The sequence below is a fragment of the Pseudomonas sp. PB101 genome (assembly GCF_009764265.1).
In the GTDB taxonomy this organism is placed as follows: Bacteria; Pseudomonadota; Gammaproteobacteria; order Pseudomonadales; family Pseudomonadaceae; genus Aquipseudomonas.
Map to the genome: position 1 here is coordinate 25,799 of NZ_RWIR01000068.1, position 18,503 is coordinate 44,301.

Genomic DNA, 18,503 nt, shown 5'->3' on the forward strand with positions numbered 1-18,503 from the left:
ACAGGTAGTGGTCATGGACAAGAGATATTCAGGGAAGCGTCCCGAAAAGACGGCGTTGGCCAAAGGCCTGACGGCGGTGGCGATGATCGCGGTACTGAGCGCCTGTGGCGTCACCGACCGGGTCGGCAAGCGGGTTGACGATACGTGGGCCGGCGACATGCTGTTCGACGACAACGAGAAAGTCATCCTGACGTCCGACGGCGGCAATCAGCTCAATCCCGACGCGTCCGGCACGCCGCTTTCGGTGGTGCTGCGCGTTTACCAGCTGACATCGCTGGAGCGCTTTGCCTCGGTGGATGCCGACTCGCTGTGGGACGACCCGCAAAAAGCCCTCGGCAACACCCTGATCGAGAACCGCGAAATCACCTTGTTGCCGGGTATGGGCCAGGTCGACAAGTGGCCGCTGAACAAGGCCGCAGGTTATGTCGGCGTCGCGGCTTTTTTCCGCAACGACGAGAACAGCCGCTGGAAGGTCGCGTTTGACGCCAACTCGCTGCGCAAGGACGGCATCTGGTTTTCTTCCGATGGCCTGCGCGTGCTGGTGGACAACAACACGGTCGCCGCCGTCAGCGGCGTCGACGTGCTGAACAAACCCAAGACCGAAGAGCAGCTCGCCAAGGCCTCCGCCCTGCCCGACCAACCGGCCCAGCCAACGCTGACCCAACGGGTTCAGGACGCAGTGATTGAAAAAGCCCAGGACAAGGCTGCCGGCTCCGCGCAAAAAGCCGTGGACTCGAAATTGAATTCATTATTGGAAAGCGCTCAATGAGTAAGCAAAGCCGGGTGATGTGGTCCGAAGGCATGTTCCTTTTGCCACAACATTTCCAGTATCAGGATGAGTTCCACCAGCATCAACTGGCGCAGGCGACCCTGCGCAACACGCCTTTTCACTGGGGCGTGCAGTTGCTGGAAGTGGACGAGGAAGCCCTCGCCACCGGCTCCCTGCAACTCAAGCGGCTGAAACTGGTGTTTCCCGACGGCAGCCTGTTCGACGCGCCGCAGCACGATCCGTTGCCCGCAGCCCGTGACTTGAAGGATTTGCTCAAGGGTAACGACCTGAAGGTCTACGCCGCGCTGAAGCTGCCTGAGCCTTTCGGCCTGAACTACGTCGAGGACGGTCAGGAGCAGAAGACCGGGCGGCGCTTTCGCAAGCAGTTCGATACCTTGCCGGACCTCAACGAGGGCGATCTGGAAAACGAAATCACCAGCCTGCGCCTGAACGTGGTGATGCTGATCGACGGCGACAACCTCGATGGCTACACCTGGTGCCCGATTGCCCGGCTGTCGCGCAACAACATCGGCGGTTTCAACCTCGACGGGCATTTCGTGCACCCGACGCTGCACCTGGGCACCCACGACACCCTGATCGGCCTGGGCAAGCGTCTGCTCGGTGCCTTGCAATCCAAGAGCAAGGCCCTCTCGGGCCGTCGTCGTGAACGCGCCGACCAGATCGCCGAGTTCGGCTCCAGCGACGTGACCCTGTTCTGGCTGTTGAACACGGTGAACCGTGCCCACCCGGCCCTGGCGCACCTGCTCGCGCATCCGCGCCTGCACCCCGAGCGCTTGTACCTGTTCCTGGCTGAACTCGCCGGCGGCTTGCTGACGTTCTCGCTGGACACCCAGCTCAACGACATCCCCGAGTACGACCACCACGACCCGGCGGCTTCGCTGGTCAAGCTCGACGAAATGATTCGCGTGCTGCTCGACAACGTGGTGCCGAACCAGTGTGTGGTGATCAACCTGACCCAGACCAAGCCTTCGTACTGGCAAGGGCAACTGCACGATCCACGGCTGGCCGAGGCCGACTTCTACATCTCCGTGCACGCCGACATGCCGGGCGCAAGCCTGCTGGAACTGGTGCCACGGGCGTTCAAGGTCGGCTCGCCGGAAGACATCGAGGTGGTGGTCAACAGCGCCATGCCAGGCGTGACCCTCAATCATTCGACGCGCCTGCCCAATGCGATTCCGGTGCGACTGGACAATCACTACTTCTCCATCGAACCCCATGGCCGGGTCTATGAGCGAATGATGAGTGCCCAGGCCATCTCCTTCTATGCGCCCAGCGCGTTCACCAACCTCAAGCTTGAACTGATGGCGGTACTCAAATGACCGAAGCCGTAATGCAAGGCGCCGTTGCCGCCGCCCGTGAAAAACCGACGCTCAAAGACCTGGTGCAGGATTTCATCAGCATGGCGCTGATCGTGCGCAAGGGCCGCCAGGTGACGTCGGTCAGCGCCTTCGAGGCGAGCGTCGACACCTTCTTCAAGGCCCTGGAACGCGATGCCCGCAGCGCCAACTACAGCGTCGAGCAGGTGAAAGACACCCAGTACGCCCTGTGTGCCTTCCTCGATGAAAGCGTGTTGCGCTCCGGGGACAACGAATTGCGTCGGCACTTTGAATTGCAGCCGTTGCAGTTCCGCTATTTCGGCGTGCACCTGGCCGGCGAAGGCTTCTTCGAGAAAATCGATGCACTGCGCGGCGACGTCAAACAGAACCTCGATGTGCTCGAGGTTTACCACCTGTGCCTGGCCCTGGGTTTCGAAGGCAAGTTCAGCCTCGGGCAAAAGGATCAGCTGCGTTACCTGGCCAATACCCTGGGCCAGGACATCGCGCGTTTTCGCAAGACGCCCAAGGCCCTCTCGCCTGACTGGGCGTTGCCCGACCAGGTCTCGCAGATGCTGCGCCATGAAGTTCCCCTGTGGCTCTACCTGGCGCTGATTGCGCTGGTCTGCGCGGGTGTCTACCTGACGCTGGACTGGCTGCTGGGCAAAGACGTAGCCGCGTTGTCCGAACAAATCAGCCAGCTGTTCAGTGCCTGAAAACAGGTCAGGTAATCGAGTCAGGAAGACATGAAGACATTATTGCGTTCGTTGAAGAGTTTTTGGTTCCTCGTCCCCGCGCTGTGGCTGGCGAGCCTGGCCGTCTGCTGGTTCGTTGCGCCGCACGTGAGTTGGCTGCGCGGTTATGCGCCGGAGGCGATGGCGATCGTCAGCGCCTTCTACCTGCTGATCATTGTGCTGCGTCAGTACAAACGTATCCGCGCCGAGCACAACCTCGAAAACCTGGTGCAGATCGAAGTCGATCGTTCACTCAAATCCGCCGGTGAATTCCGCGATCAGCAAGTGCTGCGCGAACGCCTCAAGCACGCCATCGCCATGCTGCGCGCCGACCGCTCGGCCGGTGGCGGCGGTTCGTCGGCACTTTACGATTTGCCGTGGTATCTGGTGATCGGCATGTCGGCAGCGGGCAAGACCTCGTTGCTGACCCGCTCCGGCCTGTCCGCCAGCATTGCCAGCAGCGCCAACGACACACAAAGCGGCACCCAGCATTGCGATTGGTATTTCAGCCCCGAGGCCGTGATGATCGATACGGCCGGCCGTTACCTGCGTGACGACCCGTCGGCCAGCGAGTTCGCCGCCTTCCTGCGCATGCTGAAAAAGCAGCGCAGCAAAGCTGCGGTCAACGGTCTGGTGTTGGTGGTGAGCCTGCCCGAACTGCTGGCGTGCAGCGCGGCAGAGCGCAACGAACTGGCCGCGCAACTGGTGTCGCGCATCGAGGAATACACCGATTGCCTGGACGCCAACCCACCGATCTACCTGATGTTGAGCAAGACCGATCAACTGCCGGGCTTCAGCCAGGCGTTCGAAGGCCTGGACCTGAACGAGCGCCAGCAACCGCTGGGCATGACCTTCGGTTTGTCCGAGATCCGCAACCAGGGCCTGCGCCCGGTGCTGGATGCCAAGCTGGCCAACCTGCACAGCCATATCCGCCGTCACGTCGACGCGCAGATGATTGCGCTGGGCGCCGATGCCAACAGCGCGCTGCTGAATTTCCCGAACTATTTCGCCGAGCTGTCGGGCGTGCTGGAGCAGTTCCTCCAGCACTTCGCCGAGACCGGTCGCAGCGGTGCGCCGCTGTTGCTGCGCGGGCTGTATTTCACCAGCGCCTTGCAGACCGACCAGCAACTGAGCCAGGTATATGAAGACGATCTGGCCGAGTCGTTCGCATTGCAACCGGAGCATGAGCAACCGGAGCCAAGCAGCGGCAGGAAAATCAGCGACCGCAGCTACTTCATCACCGATACGTTCCGCCGGGTGATCTTCCCGGACCGTGACCTGACCCTTTATCAGTCGCGGTTCGGCAAGAACAAATCCGCCAGCCCTGCCCTGCTGGGCCTGGCGGTGCTGGCCGGTGTTGCGTTCATTGGCTGGCAAGCCCTGTCGTTCCAGAACAACCGTCAGTGGCTGGCCACATTGCGCGAGCAACTGACCGAGCTGCAGCAATCCCCGGACCGTGCCGGGCTGCTCGCCTCGGGCCAGGGCCTGGAGCTGCTGCGCGAGCAACTCTCGGCCATCGAGAAGCACCGTGCCAAAGGCGTACCGCTGCAGCTCGGTGCCGGCCTCTATCGTGGTGACGACATCTACCGCGTCGCGCAGACCGCCTACTTGCAGCAACTGCGCACCCAGGCGCTGGAGCCCGTCACCCTGCAACTGCAATTGCAGATGCGTGCCTTCAATGAGTTCGCCAAGACCATGGATGCGCAGAACAACTTTGCGCCTGCGCCGTCCAGGGCCGAATCAGCCAAGGCCCGTGCACAGGGCCTGAAACTGCCAACCCGCTTGAACAACCTGCCGCGCAGTAGCGGTGATGTGGCCAGTCGCCTCACCGGTGCAGCCAAGGGAACTGCCACCAAGGCCCGCGGCGAAGCATTGGCCGCACTGCGCAACCCGGCCACGGCGAGCGATGCCGCGGACCTGTCGGCGACCACCGGCGGGCTGTCGTTGTCCGAAGAAATGCTCGGCCGGCTGGATGAGCGTCAGGTCGCGTCCATCATCGAGTCCTATAACGCCCTCAAGCTCTACCTGATGCTCACGCAACCGGGCACCCATCCGGACCCGGAGTTCGTCGGCGCTGCACTGCCGGTGGCCTGGGCCAATACCGCCAGTGCCGACAATCCTGTCAGCAGCACGGTCATCGAGGACAACTCGCCGGTGTACGTGCAGTTGCTCAAGAATGGCCAGGCACCGACCTTGTCGCGCAACGAGCAACTCATCAGCGAAACCCGCAACAGCCTCAAGTCGTTCATGATTTCCAGCTCGCTGGTGGACCGTGAATACCTGCGTCTGCAACTGGAATCCAGCCGTCAGTTCCCGGCCGTCGGCTTGAGCGACCTGGTGCCGATGCCCGGTCGCCAATTGTTGTACGGCAGCGAGGCGGTCCCGGCGATTTTCACCCGCCAGGGCTGGGAACAGTTCGTCAAGCCCGAGCTGATCAAACTGGTGTCGGGCAACCTGCAAAACGAATCGGACTGGGTGCTCGATGGTGAAGGCGGCGACAGCATCGTGCAGAAAGCCAACTTCATCCGTGAGTTCATGACGCGCTACAAGCGCGACTACACCCAGGCCTGGTACACCTTCATCGACAGCGTCGGCGTTCGTCATTTCACCGACATGGCCAATGCGACCCAGCAGTTGTCGCTGCTCAGCGACGTGCAGAACTCGCCAGTAAAAATCCTCCTGGAGGCGGTCAACGACAACACCCAATGGGACGTCCCGGCCCCGCGCGAAACCCTGCCGACGGGCATCAAGCCCGATGACGGATTCTGGAGCAGCGTGACCGGGATCTTCGACGGCAAGAACACCTCGCCAGGCGCGCTGATTTCGCCTTTGCCGGCAGTCGACGACGGCAGCCTGGCCAAGCGCTTCGAACCGGTATCGCGAGTGTTTGCGGTGCAGAACGCCGAAGGCGCCGACAGCACGATCATGGACCGCTACCTCGCGGCCTTGCGCAAGCTCAAGGTGCGGATGAACAACATCCAGCGCTCCCAGGACGTGGGTAAAAGCAGCAAGCAGTTGATCAGCGAAACCCTCGAAGGTCTGCCAAGCGAAGTGACCAGCGTGCGCAACTATGTCGAGACCACGGTCGACACCAGCCAGGGCGGCCTGTCCACTTCGTTGCAGGGCCTGTTCAGCCTGCCGATCCAGTTTGCCTGGGAAACCCTGCGCGACCCGGCCGGCCAGCAGATTGCCAAGGCCTGGGCGCAGCAGATCGCCAAGCCCTGGGAGCAGGTCATGGCGCACCGTTACCCGATAGCGCCAGGCAGCCGCAATGAAGCTTCGGTCAAGGATCTGCAGCGTTTCGTCGACCCGGAATCCGGCTTGCTGCCGAACTTCAAGCGCAACGAAATCGGCAACCTGTCCGGTGGCGAAGGCCTGGGGATGAGCAGCAACAGCAAGGCGACGCCGCTGGTCAACCCGAACATGGTCAACAGCATCGACAAGGCCAGCTCGTTGGGCCAGGTGATCGCCAGCCTGTCGGACCGCGACAACGGCTTCGAGATCATGCTCGAGCCTTCCGCCAACCTCACCGACATCATCTTCACCCTCGACGGCCAGGAGCAGCACTACCGTAACGGCAAGACCAGCTGGAGCCGCTTCTCGTGGCCCGGCACGACCACCACGCCGGGCGCCCGCCTGGATGTGGTGACCCTGACCGGCGAGCGCATCACGGTGTTCGACTACCCGGGCCGCTGGGGCCTGCTGCGCATGAACGACAGCGCACGGGTCAGCGATCTGGACGGCATCCAGCAACGCTTCAGCTGGAACACCGGCAGCGGCCCGGTCAGCCTCGCCGTGCGCAACTACGGCGGCGTCAAGTTGACCGACCTGGCCAACGTCAAGGCCTTGAGCGCGCTCAACGCCAAAGAAGGTCAAGCGCTGTGAGCCGCCGAGCCTTGAAGCAGGGTTACGGCCAATGATCGGCTGCTTCGGCAAGGTGCCCGCGAGCCCGGACTTCGTCAGCCTGAAAGGTGCGGGCGACGACGTCTGCGAGTTCGACGGCTGGCTGCAAGGGGCGCTCGCCGCTCTGCAGCATCGCGAAGACTGGCGCGATCTGTTCGACGGGTTGCCGCTGTGTTTTTTCAGCTACCGCGCACGCAGCGGCAACTGGTTGCTGGGCGGGCTGATCAGCTCGAGGGACTCGAGTGGCCGGCGCTATCCGTTCTTCATTTTCCAGACGCTCAAGGCCAGCGAAGCCGAGCCTCTGGTCAATCCGTTCACCCTCGGCGAACTGTTCAGCGGGCAGATCCGGCCGTTGCTGCACATGGCCGTCCAGGGTGAAAGCACTTCGGTGCTGTTCGAACGCATCAAGGCCCTGCGCCCGCTGCAAGGACAGGACTTCGAATTGTTCCGGCGCGTGCATGACAAGTTCCTGGTGAACTTCAACCTGCGCGATATCGCTTGCGCGCTCCAGGGCACCTACCCGGAGTTCGTCACCAATGCCGTACTGACGCGCCTTCAGGCACTCAAGAGGCATCTGGATCACGCAACGCCGATCGGCATCGCCCTGCCCTTGCCAGCGGAAAGAGGCTTGAAAAACCCGACCGCAGACTTGTGGGTCACCTGGCTGACACACATGACCCCGGAGCGCGCCGTGCCGCAGATCAGCCTGCTGGCGGACGACTTCATGCGTCCCCGGCTGATCTGCTTTGCCTCACGCAATACCAGCGCTGCCTATCGCCTGCTGACCGGCATCCATGAGCGCTCGCAGAGCTATGACGTGCTGGCGTCCTTCGATGCCTTCGACGAGCACCACCGCAACCACGCCTTTCCCGAAATCGACCGCCCGCTGGGTGACGTTATCGACCGTTTTGTCGATGCCCTGGATTCGAAGTCCGTATGAACAAGATCAAGTATTACTTCTTGCGCTATCAGCCCTACATTCTCGGGGTGTGCTTTTTCCTCACGATCTTCGTGGTGTGGGGCATCGGACGCGCGTTCGACTTCAGTTCGCTCAACAGCCTGCTGACCGGCATCGGGGTGTTCCTGGTGCTGTCCGCCGGCTACGTGCTGCTGCTTTATCGGGGCGTGTCCCGGCATCACAACCTCGAAGGGCTGCTGCGCGACGATGCCGACCAGGCCGTGTTGAACGCGAGCCCGGCAGACCGCGAGGAAGTCAGCCTGTTGCGCGAGCGCCTGTTGCAGAGCATCGAACGCCTGCACAGCAACAAGCCCCGGGGCAGCAACCCCAAGGATGCGCTGTACGCCCTGCCCTGGTACCTGGTGGTCGGGCAGCCGGCGGCGGGCAAGAGCACCATGCTCTACCAGTCGGGCCTCAATTTCCCCTATGCCGAGCGCGAGGGTGTGCGGGTCGCAGGTCTGGGTGGCACGCGCAACTGTGACTGGTTCTTCAGCTCTGAAGCGGTCCTGCTGGATACCGCCGGGCGCTACATGAACAACCAGGAAGAGGCCGGCAAATGGCGCGCATTCCTGCAACTGCTGCGCCAGCATCGCCAGCGCCGGCCACTCAACGGCCTGATCGTCACCGTCAGCATCCACGACATCCTGCAAACCTCGCTCGACGATCAGGAGCGCATCGCCAAGCGCCTGCGCGAACGCATCCAGGAAACCCATGCCCTGCTGGAAGTGCGCCTGCCGGTGTACCTGGTGTTCACCAAGTGCGACCTGGTGCCGGGTTTCGCACCCTTCTATCGTCAACTGGACGAAACCGCCCGTGGCGAAGTGATGGGCAAGACCTTCTCCCACAAAGGCTATGAACAGGCCGACTGGGCGCAGCGCTTTGGCGTTGCGATGGACGAGCTGGTCAGCTACTGGCAACAGGTGGCGAGCCAGCAGCTGGTCTCGCAAGACATCCAGATCACCCGGCAGGATTCGGCGGTGTATCGGTTCCCGCTGGAACTGGCGGCGCTCAAGCCACGGCTGCAACTGTTCGTCGATGCCCTGTTGCGCGCCAATCCCTATCAAAGTGCCGAACTGCTGCGCGGCTTCTATTTCACCAGCGCCCTCGATGCCGACCAGCCGGAACTGGGTGGCCACGCGCGCCAGGTGACAGAGCGCTTCTCCCTGGAAGGCGATCGGGAGATCGCCAACGGCAACGCGCAACCGCACCCGTTGTTCATCAACAGTCTGTTCCGCAAGGTCATCATTCCCGACCAGCACCTGGTGGCGCTGTACACCACCAACCACCGTGAGCGTCGCCGTCGGGCGGCCTGGATCGGCGGTGTCGGACTGGTCGCCGTAGTGCTGTGCAGCCTGTTGGGCTGGTCGTATGCGAACAACAAAAACACCTTGCAGAGTCTGTCGACAGAGTTGACCCAAGCGGCCGCCGATGACCGCGCCGCCACCGGCCAGTACACCGCCTGGCAAACCCTGGACCGCCTGCGCTTCTGGACTGCCGATTACTATGCGCATCACCACGACCAAGGTGTGCCGTTGCGCATGCGCCTGGGCCTCTATCAGGGCCACAAGGTGGAGCCGCTGGTGCGCAGCCGCTATTTCGAGCGCCTGGAAAGTGTGATGCTCAAGCCCACCGCCGACAACCTGACCCGCTCGTTGTATTTGCTGACCACCCTCAAGGTCTATCAGCGCAATGCCAAGGAACTGATGCCGGTGACCGGCGTGGACAGCGTCGAACCCAAGGCCCTGCCGAACGACAACCGGGCGCAGTCCATCGCCGCTTTCGGCAAGGCGACGCTGGACACCTACGTCATGCTCTCGCGTGCCCAGCGGGAAAAGGCCGACCCTGCGTTCCTGAAAGCGAAAATCCCGGATTACTGGTACCCGGCGATTGCCCGCCAGGTCGGCAACGCCAGTGTCGCCGCCGCGGACTATGAGTTCGCCAGCCGCCAGATCAATTTCTACAGCGATCAGATCCACCAGCCAGACGTGCCACGGATCCTCGACAACGCGTTCCTGATCTCCAGCTCGCGCAACTACATCAACAGCCTGCTGACCCAATCGTTGCGCTCGATCGAAACCATCACGCTGGAGTCGGACACCTTGTTCGCTTTCGCCCGTGCGGACTTCCAGAGCCTCAAGACTGAAGGTCAAAGCCAGCTCAGCGCGATCGCCGGCAAGCTGCTCAGCACCCCCAACATCGGCAAGATCATCATCGCCGGGCACGCCGACCAACTCGGCGACCCGCAGGGCAACCTGCAGGTTTCGAAACAGCGGGCGCAAACCATCAAGACCTACCTGGTGGGCAAAGGCGTACCCGGCGAGCTGGTGGAAGCCATCGGCGAAGGCAGCAACAAGCCCTTGGTCAAGTGCGACATGCAGCAACCCAGGGCCCAGTTGATCCACTGCCTGGAACCTAACCGGCGGGTAGAAATCGAAGTGCGCGCACTCAACTGAGCCTGCGCGCGCTGTGAAGAAATACCGGCATCCGGGTCATCTCGACGAGAGGCCCGGGCTGGCATAAGACACCTCTGTTGATCGATTCAAAGAGGTTAAAACGAAGGGCTGTGACCTGCTCGCAGGTGACATCCCTTTAAATGAAGGTAAGGAGAATATAGAAATGGCATTTGACGCATACATCCAGATCGACGGCATTCCAGGTGAAGTTCTGGACGACAAACACAAGGATTGGATCGAAGTGCTGGGCTACGAGTACGGCGCAACCCAAGCGACTTCCGCGACGGCCAGCTCTTCGGGCGGCGCTTCGTCGGAGCGTGTTGCGTTGAGCGACTTCAAGATCCGCAAAGCCGTGGACAAGGCTTCGGCCAAGCTGTTCGAACACTGCTGCAATGGCAAGCACATCTCCAAGATCCAGTTGAACGTGAACCGCGCCGGTGGCGACAAGGTGACCTACCTGACCATCAACCTGGAAGAAGTCGTGGTGTCGTCCGTGAAAGCGCTCGCTGGCGGCAACCAGAGCGGTGAAGACAAGGCCGTAGGCGATCTGCCGATCGAAGAAATCAGCTTCAACTTCGCTCGCATCAAGACCACCTACACCCAGCAGAGCCGTGCCGATGGCCAGGGCGGCGGTAACGTCACCGGTGGTTGGGATCGCACCGCGAACAAGGTTTTCGCATAACACCGTGGTAATGACGGGCCGCGCACGCGGCTCGTTTTCGGCACCGTGCCTGCCCGGCGGGCGCGGTGTTCTTTTAGTCTGATCAGAGTTTCCCATGTCTGAATTTCTCAACGACCTTTCGCTGGCCGAACTGACCGCGCCCATCAATGAGGGGAGCGGCGAAGACCTGAGCTTTTCCACCTTGTTCGATCAGGTGAAAGAAGCACGGCGAGCAGACCCCGATTATTTGACCCAGGGTGACTGGCAAACCGATCTGAAGTCCTCCGACTGGGATCTGACCCTCACCCTGGCAGCCCAGGGCCTGGCTCGACAGAGCAAGGACTTGATGCTCGTCGCCTGGCTCAGCGAAGCCCTGGCGCACAAGTACCATTTCACCGGCATCACCTTCGGCCTGACCCTGGCCGAACGCCTACTGGACAATTTCTGGGCCGGCCTCTTCCCTTCCCTCGAGGATGGGGTCGATGAACGCGCTGCCCGCCTGGCGTGGATGAAAACGACCCTGGCGGATGTCGTGGGCGGACTGCCCATCACCCAGGGCCAGCAGTACGGCCTGCTGCGTTACGACGAATCCCGGCACATCGAAAACCTTGGTTTGCAGAACCCCCAGGCCATGCGCGCCGCCCTCGACGAAGGCAAGATCAACGCCGAGGTGTTCCAGCGTTCGGTGGTGCTGACCGACTCCGACCACCTGCGCCTCAAGGCCGGCGAAATTGCCGCCAGTCTCAATGCATGCCAACAACTGCAGAGCACCGCCGACAGGCTGTTCGGCCATGACGCGCCAAGCTTCGCCGGGCTCCATGACGTGTTGTCCCGCGCCGGCCAACTGGCCGAGAAACTGCTCAAGGACCGCGGCATCGAACTGCACCCGGCCCCTGTCGCCCCCACCCCGACCGTCGCCGAAAGCGCCGGCGCACAACCTGCAGGTGCGGCAATGACCCAGACCCGGCAAGACACTCCCGTCACACCACTGCGCACCACCCCGCAAACCCGCGACGAGGCGTTCACCCTGCTGGCGGGCATCGCGCAATTCTTCAAGCAGACCGAACCCCAGAGCCCCGTGCCCTACCTGATCGAACGCGCGATCAAATGGGGCAACATGCCGCTCGAGGGTTGGCTGAATGATGTGATCAAGGACAGCAATGTGGTGGACAACATTCGTGATGTGCTGGGGACGAAGGACGCGAAGTCCTGATGGCCATCAGGTAACGCCATCCCCTTCCTTCTAGCCCACCTTGAAAGATCAATAGATAACCTGTGGCGAGGGAGCTTGTCGGATCGCCGCACCGTCCCGCTGGGGCGCGAAGCGGCCCCCCCCCAAAAAAAAGGTTCATCACGGATTACCGAGAAACTGTAGGAGCCGGCTTGCCGGCGATGGACTCAAGTGCAGTGCGTTTATCCAGTTTTCACGCGTTATCGTTAACGACCATCGCGAGCAGGCTCGCACAGAAGAGCACTACATAGTCCTCCCCGGGCGACCAGCAAGTGCTCGTGAAGCAACTCTTTGAGTAATCGAGTTGCACTTCAAAACCCATCTCGCTAACCTTCGTCCCGTCGCTGCCAATTCAGCGAACGGGTGTGGTAGCCCGGTTTCTTCATAGACCCAGAACGCCTCAGGGCGTTTTTTTGTGCTGGCTGCTTTGTGGCGGCTGTGCATGGGAGGCTTCGGCCTGCCGGGTTCCTATGACCGGTCTACCACCCTGTGTACAGCCGTCTCCCTATTTTGCGTGGTAGCGGATGGGGAGAGGCTCACTTCATAGGAGCTTCACAATGATAAAACCAACTCCGAATCCCCCTGAAACGGACGGTCAGATCGACTCCGATTCCGAACACTCATCCCGCAAGCCTGCAGCGGCCACGCGACGTCCAAGCCCAATCTTCACCATCGCCCCCAACGTCAACAATGAAACCCTTCTGGTTCACGCCTGTGAAACCCTTGCTTCAGCCAGTGTCATGGCCAGTGAACTGGCGTTTATCCTTTCTGGCCCAAAATGCAATTTGGCGCTGGGGATTCAACAGATGATTGCCTTGGCAGAGTTGTCGGTGAACCGAGTGCTGGATCAGGTAGATCCGCAGTAGCGGGCGAGGGCATTTTTGGGTTCTTCACGCAATCCCGGGAAAGGCAGATAACGCAACACCTGTAGGAGCTGGCTTGTCGGGTCGCCGCATCGTGGCGATGGACTCAAGTGCAGTGCGTTTATCCAGTTTTCACGCGTTATCGTTAACGACCATCGCCAGCAAGCCGGCTCCTACAGTTCCCCGGGATTCCGTGAAGAACCAAAAAAAGGACTGCTGCGCAGTCCAACGGGAGCAAGCTCCCTCGCCACAGATATAGCGTTCGCCCCCTCCTCAACAGCATATCCCCCCACCCGGCGTAAACCCGTGCCCGCCGCTTGTCCGCTGCTACCCGCTGCGCGAACTTTTACCTGCCATCCAGCCAGAAACTCCGTTCGGGGACTTGCGTCATCGGTATTATGGTATACCATCAGACGCACAGACACCCAAAACCTCCTACGGAGCAGCTCATGAGTTTCGAAATCCGCAAGATCGTCAGCTATGTCGAAGAAACCTTTATTGAAGGCGGCAAAGCCACCGATAAGCCCGTGACCATGGTCGGTCTGGCCGTGGTGATGAAAAACCCCTGGCTGGGCAACGGTTTCGTCGAAGACCTGAAACCACAGATCCGCGCCAACTGCTCCGACCTCGGCGCGCTGATGGTCGAGCGCCTGGTGGGCATCATTGGCGGTGCCGAGAAGATCGAGGCTTATGGCAAGGCTGCGGTGGTCGGCGCCGATGGCGAAATCGAGCACGCTTCGGCGGTGATCCACACCCTGCGCTTCGGCAACCATTACCGTGAAGCGGTCAAGGCCAAGAGCTACCTGAGCTTCACCAACAAGCGCGGCGGCCCGGGCACTTCGATCCAGATCCCGATGATGCACAAGGACGACGAAGGCCTGCGCTCGCACTACATCACCCTGGAAATGCAGATCGAAGACGCACCGCGTGCCGACGAAATCGTCGTGGTCCTGGGTTGCGCCGACGGCGGCCGCCTGCACCCGCGCATCGGCAACCGCTACATCGACCTGGAAGAACTGGCCGCCGAAAAAGCCCAGTAACCGCCCAGCAGAACGACAACAAGAAGGCATTGCAGGAGCGCTCCATGATTCGGCTCACCGCTGAACTCACCCCGGCTGGCACCAGTTACCTGGCGACCGGCCAAGGCCAGCCCGTGGTCTTGATCCACGGCGTGGGCCTGAACAAAGAAATGTGGGGCGGCCAGATCGTTGGCCTGGCCACGAACTATCGCGTCATCGCCTACGACATGCTCGGCCATGGCGCCAGTCCGCGCCCTGAGAGCGGCACGCCGCTGCTCGGTTATGCCGACCAGTTGCTGGAGCTGCTCGACCACCTGCAATTGCCCAAGGCAACGGTGATCGGCTTTTCCATGGGCGGGCTGGTGGCGCGGGCGTTTGCCCTGCACTACCCGCAACGCCTGGAAGGCCTGGTGGTGCTCAACAGCGTGTTCAACCGCAGCGCCGAACAGCGCGCCGGGGTCATCGCCCGCACCAGCCAGGCTGCCGAACACGGGCCGGATGCCAACGCCGAAGCGGCGCTGTCGCGCTGGTTCAGCCGTGAATACCAGGCCGCGAACCCGGCGCAGATCGCCGCGATTCGCCAGACCCTGGCCGGTAATGACCCGCAGGGTTACCTGACCACTTACGAACTGTTCGCCACCCAGGACATGTACCGCGCCGACGACCTGGCCAGCATCCGGGTGCCGACGCTGATCGCCACTGGCGAACTGGACCCCGGCTCGACTCCGGAAATGGCCAGGCAACTGGCCGAACGCATTCCCGGCGCGACCGTTGCCGTGCTCGCCGAGCAACGGCATATGATGCCCGTAGAATCGCCACGCCTGGTCAACCAGCTGTTGCTGGAGTTTCTGCAGGCCGCGCACTCCCAACAAAACCAGATCAAGGGGATCGTTGCATGACACTCGCACGCTTCCAGATGTGCATCGGCGGTGAATGGGTCGATGCCCTGTCCGGCAAGACCTTCGAAAGCCTCAACCCGGCGTTGGCCGAGCCTTGGGCGGAACTGCCCGATGCCGACGAAGCCGATGTCGAGCGCGCCGTACAGGCTGCGCAAACCGCTTTCGACAGCCCGGCCTGGCGCGGCTTGACCGCCACCGCGCGCGGCAAATTGCTGCGACGCCTGGGCGACCTGATCGCCGAGAACAAGGAACAACTGGCGCAGCTGGAAAGCCGCGACAACGGCAAGCTGATCCGCGAAACCCGTGGCCAGGTCGGCTATCTGCCGGAGTTCTTCCACTACACCGCAGGCCTGGCCGACAAGCTCGAAGGCGGCACCCTGCCGCTGGACAAGCCGGACCTGTTTGCCTACACCGTGCACGAGGCCATGGGCGTGGTCGCCGCGATCATTCCGTGGAACAGCCCGCTGTACCTGACGGCGATCAAACTGGCCCCGGCCCTCGCGGCGGGCAACACCATCGTGATCAAGCCGTCCGAGCACGCTTCGGCGACCATTCTCGAACTGGCGCGCCTGGCGCTGGAAGCCGGGATTCCGCCGGGGGTGGTCAACGTCGTCACCGGCTACGGCCCGAGCACCGGCGCCGCCCTCACCCGCCATCCGCTGATCCGCAAGATCGCCTTCACCGGCGGTGCGGCCACGGCGCGGCATGTGGTGCGCAGCAGTGCGGAGAACTTCGCCAAGCTGTCGCTGGAACTGGGCGGCAAATCGCCGAACATCATTTTCGCCGACGCCGACCTCGACAGTGCGATCAACGGCGCCATCGCCGGGATCTATGCCGCCTCCGGGCAGAGCTGCGTGTCCGGTTCGCGCCTGCTGGTGCAGGACGAGATCTACGACGAGTTCGTCGGCCGTCTGGTGGAACGCGCCCAGCGCATCCGCATCGGCAACCCGCAGGAAGACAGCAGCGAAATGGGCCCGATGGCCACCGCGCAACAACTGGCCGTGGTCGAAGGCCTGGTCGCCGACGCGATTGCCGAAGGTGCGCGCCTGCGCCTGGGCGGCAAGCGTCCGGAGAATCTGGGCGACGGCTGGTTCTACGAGCCGACGCTGTTCGAGTGCGACCGCAACTCGATGAAGATCATGCAGGAAGAAGTGTTTGGTCCGGTGGCTTCGGTCATCCGTTTCAAGGACGAAGCCGAAGCGCTGGCGATCGCCAACGACTCGCAGTTCGGCCTCGCCGCCGGCATCTGGACCCGCGACCTCGGCCGCGCCCATCGCCTGGCCCGGGACGTGCGTTCGGGGATCATCTGGGTCAACACCTACCGCGCGGTCTCGGCCATGGCGCCGATCGGCGGCTTCAAGAACAGCGGCTATGGACGCGAAAGCGGCATCGATTCGGTGCTGGCCTACACCGAGCTGAAAACGGTGTGGATCAACCTGTCCCAGGCACCGATGCCTGATCCCTTCGTGATGCGCTAGGAGTCCTGGAAAATGATCGAACCCGGCATTTACAAAGACGTGATGAGCTCGTTCCCCTCCGGGGTCACGGTGGTCACCACCCTGGACCCGGACGGCGGCATCGTCGGCATCACCGCCAGCGCCTTCAGTGCGCTGTCGATCGACCCGGCACTGGTGCTGTTCTGCCCCAACTACGGCTCCGACACCTACCCGGTGCTGCGCGACAGCAAGCAGTTCGCGATTCATTTGCTGTCCGCCGAGCAGACCGCCGAAGCCTATGCCTTCGCCGGCAAAGGCAAGGACAAGGCCAAAGGCATCGAGTGGCATTTGAGCGATCTGGGTAACCCGATCCTCGCCAAGGCCACGGCGATCATCGAGTGCGAACTGTGGCGCGAATACGACGGCGGCGATCACGCGATCATCGTCGGCGCGGTGAAGAACCTGATCCTGCCCGCGCAACCGGTGACGCCGATGATCTATCACAAAGGCAAGCTGGGGCCGTTGCCCAACCTGGCCTGATGGATCTACACAATCCCCTGTGGGAAACAATCCCTTGTGGGAGCGAGCTTGCTCGCGATGACGGACTGACATTCAACATGTATGTCGACTGATACACCGCTATCGTCGGAACGCCGCCCGGAGCAAGCTCGCTCCCACAGGTACTGCACAGACAGATGAATTTTCATTCTTTCCAGGAGCCGGCATGAGCCCAGCAGCTTCGTTACTGTTCCGCCAGCAGGCCTACATCAATGGCCAATGGCTGGACGCGCCGGATGGCGCCTGTCAGGACATCTTCAACCCGGCCACCGGCGAGTTGATCGGCCGGGTGCCGAACCTCGGTGCCGAGCACGCGCGCCTGGCCATCGACGCCGCCAACAAGGCCTGGCCGGCCTGGCGCGCACTGACCGCCAAGGAACGCAGCAATACGCTCAAACGCTGGCATGCCCTGATGCTGGAAAACGCCGACGCCCTGGCCGAGATCCTCACCCTCGAACAAGGCAAGCCACTGGCCGAAGCCAAGGGCGAAATCCTCTACGCCGCGAGCTTCATCGAGTGGTTCGCCGAAGAGGCCAAGCGCATCTACGGCGACACCATTCCCAGCCACAAGGGCGATGCGCGCATCGTCGTCAGCAAGGAGCCGATAGGCGTGGTCGCGGCCATCACCCCGTGGAACTTCCCGGCGGCGATGATCACCCGCAAGGCCGGCCCGGCGCTCGCCGCCGGCTGCCCGTGCATCGTCAAACCGGCGCCGGAAACGCCGTTTTCGGCACTGGCCATGGCCGCGCTGGCGGAACAGGCCGGCATTCCGCCGGGCATCTTCAACGTGATTACCGGCGATGCCATCGCCATAGGCGCCGAGCTGACCGCCAGCCCGCAGGTGCGCAAACTGTCGTTCACCGGCTCGACCGCCATCGGCAAGTTGCTGATGGCCCAATGCGCGCCGACCCTGAAAAAAGTCTCGCTGGAATTGGGCGGCAACGCGCCGTTCATCGTCTTCGATGACGCCGATCTGGAGCGTGCCGTTGACGGCGCGCTGATCGCCAAATTCCGCAATGCCGGGCAGACCTGCGTCTGCGTCAACCGCTTCCTGGTGCAGGACGGCATCCACGACGCCTTTGTTACGCGTTTGGCCGAGCGGGTTTCGCAGCTCAAGGTCGGCAGCGGTTTCGATGATGGCGTCACCCAAGGACCGCTGATCAACGAGCGCGCCGTGGCCAAGGTCGAAGACCACGTGCAAGACGCCCTCGCCCACGGCGCCCGACTGCTGTGCGGCGGCGAACGCCATGCGCTGGGCAACGGCTTCTTCCAGCCGACCGTGCTCACAGGCGTCACCACGCAGATGAAAGTCTCGCGGGATGAAACCTTTGGTCCGTTGGCCGCCGTGTTCCGCTTCGACAGCGAAGCCCAGGCCATCGAAATGGCCAACGACACCGAATTCGGCCTCGCCGCCTACTGCTACACCCGCGACCTGGGCCGCGCCTGGCGCATGAGCGAGGCGCTGGAGTACGGCATGGTCGGGATCAACGAAGGGCTGATTTCCACCGAAGTCGCTCCGTTTGGCGGCATCAAGTCCTCGGGGCTGGGCCGTGAAGGGTCGAAGTACGGCATCGAGGATTACCTGGAACTCAAGTACACCTTGATGGGCGGGCTGTGAATGAATACCTGTAGGAGCCGGCTTGCTGGCGATGGCGTGTTCAAGGACGCCATCGCCAGCAAGCCGG

Annotated in this window: 14 protein-coding genes; all 14 read left to right on the forward strand. The window is 62.3% G+C overall.

Annotation, left to right across the window (positions count from 1 at the left end):
• Positions 1 to 13 precede the first annotated feature (13 nt).
• Positions 14 to 769 (forward strand): type VI secretion system lipoprotein TssJ, encoded by a 756-nt coding sequence (gene tssJ / locus EI969_RS20945; protein ID WP_160389455.1) that lies wholly within the window; start codon positions 14 to 16, stop codon positions 767 to 769.
• Positions 766 to 2,109: a type VI secretion system baseplate subunit TssK gene (gene tssK / locus EI969_RS20950; protein WP_046042543.1), complete on the forward strand. Its 1,344-nt coding sequence runs from the start codon at positions 766 to 768 to the stop codon at positions 2,107 to 2,109. The genes tssJ and tssK overlap by 4 nt, the downstream gene beginning before the upstream one ends.
• A complete protein-coding gene (gene icmH, locus EI969_RS20955; protein WP_160389456.1) occupies positions 2,106 to 2,819 on the forward strand; it encodes a type IVB secretion system protein IcmH/DotU in 714 nt (237 codons plus the stop codon). Before tssK ends, icmH begins: the two co-directional genes overlap by 4 nt.
• A 30-nt stretch (positions 2,820 to 2,849) precedes the next feature.
• The gene (locus tag EI969_RS20960; protein WP_160389457.1) at positions 2,850 to 6,722 is read left to right on the forward strand and encodes a type VI secretion protein IcmF/TssM N-terminal domain-containing protein; all 3,873 of its coding nucleotides are present in this window, start codon (positions 2,850 to 2,852) and stop codon (positions 6,720 to 6,722) included.
• Between the two features lie 31 nt (positions 6,723 to 6,753).
• Positions 6,754 to 7,680 carry a type VI secretion system-associated protein TagF gene (tagF, locus tag EI969_RS20965; protein WP_160389458.1) on the forward strand — a complete coding sequence of 309 codons (927 nt, stop codon included), beginning with the start codon at positions 6,754 to 6,756 and terminating at the stop codon, positions 7,678 to 7,680.
• Complete coding sequence (tssM, locus tag EI969_RS20970; RefSeq protein WP_160389459.1) at positions 7,677 to 10,151, forward strand: type VI secretion system membrane subunit TssM; 2,475 nt, start codon at positions 7,677 to 7,679, stop codon at positions 10,149 to 10,151. Before tagF ends, tssM begins: the two co-directional genes overlap by 4 nt.
• 163 nt (positions 10,152 to 10,314) lie before the next feature.
• A complete protein-coding gene (locus EI969_RS20975; RefSeq protein ID WP_160389460.1) occupies positions 10,315 to 10,833 on the forward strand; it encodes a type VI secretion system tube protein Hcp in 519 nt (172 codons plus the stop codon).
• A gap of 94 nt (positions 10,834 to 10,927) precedes the next feature.
• A complete protein-coding gene (tssA, locus tag EI969_RS20980; RefSeq protein WP_160389461.1) occupies positions 10,928 to 12,025 on the forward strand; it encodes a type VI secretion system protein TssA in 1,098 nt (365 codons plus the stop codon).
• Positions 12,026 to 12,600: 575 nt separating this feature from the next.
• A complete protein-coding gene (locus tag EI969_RS20985; protein ID WP_178120766.1) occupies positions 12,601 to 12,909 on the forward strand; it encodes a DUF6124 family protein in 309 nt (102 codons plus the stop codon).
• 446 nt (positions 12,910 to 13,355) lie between these two features.
• Positions 13,356 to 13,946: an amino acid synthesis family protein gene (locus EI969_RS20990; RefSeq protein ID WP_007978708.1), complete on the forward strand. Its 591-nt coding sequence runs from the start codon at positions 13,356 to 13,358 to the stop codon at positions 13,944 to 13,946.
• Between the two features lie 44 nt (positions 13,947 to 13,990).
• The gene (locus EI969_RS20995) at positions 13,991 to 14,824 is read left to right on the forward strand and encodes an alpha/beta fold hydrolase (RefSeq protein WP_160389462.1); all 834 of its coding nucleotides are present in this window, start codon (positions 13,991 to 13,993) and stop codon (positions 14,822 to 14,824) included.
• On the forward strand, positions 14,821 to 16,302 hold the full coding sequence (locus EI969_RS21000) for an aldehyde dehydrogenase (protein ID WP_160389463.1): 1,482 nt from the start codon (positions 14,821 to 14,823) through the stop codon (positions 16,300 to 16,302). The genes EI969_RS20995 and EI969_RS21000 overlap by 4 nt, the downstream gene beginning before the upstream one ends.
• Positions 16,303 to 16,314: 12 nt before the next feature.
• Positions 16,315 to 16,800: a flavin reductase family protein gene (locus tag EI969_RS21005; protein ID WP_160389464.1), complete on the forward strand. Its 486-nt coding sequence runs from the start codon at positions 16,315 to 16,317 to the stop codon at positions 16,798 to 16,800.
• Positions 16,801 to 16,984: 184 nt separating this feature from the next.
• A complete protein-coding gene (locus tag EI969_RS21010; RefSeq protein WP_160389465.1) occupies positions 16,985 to 18,436 on the forward strand; it encodes an NAD-dependent succinate-semialdehyde dehydrogenase in 1,452 nt (483 codons plus the stop codon).
• Positions 18,437 to 18,503 lie beyond the last annotated feature (67 nt).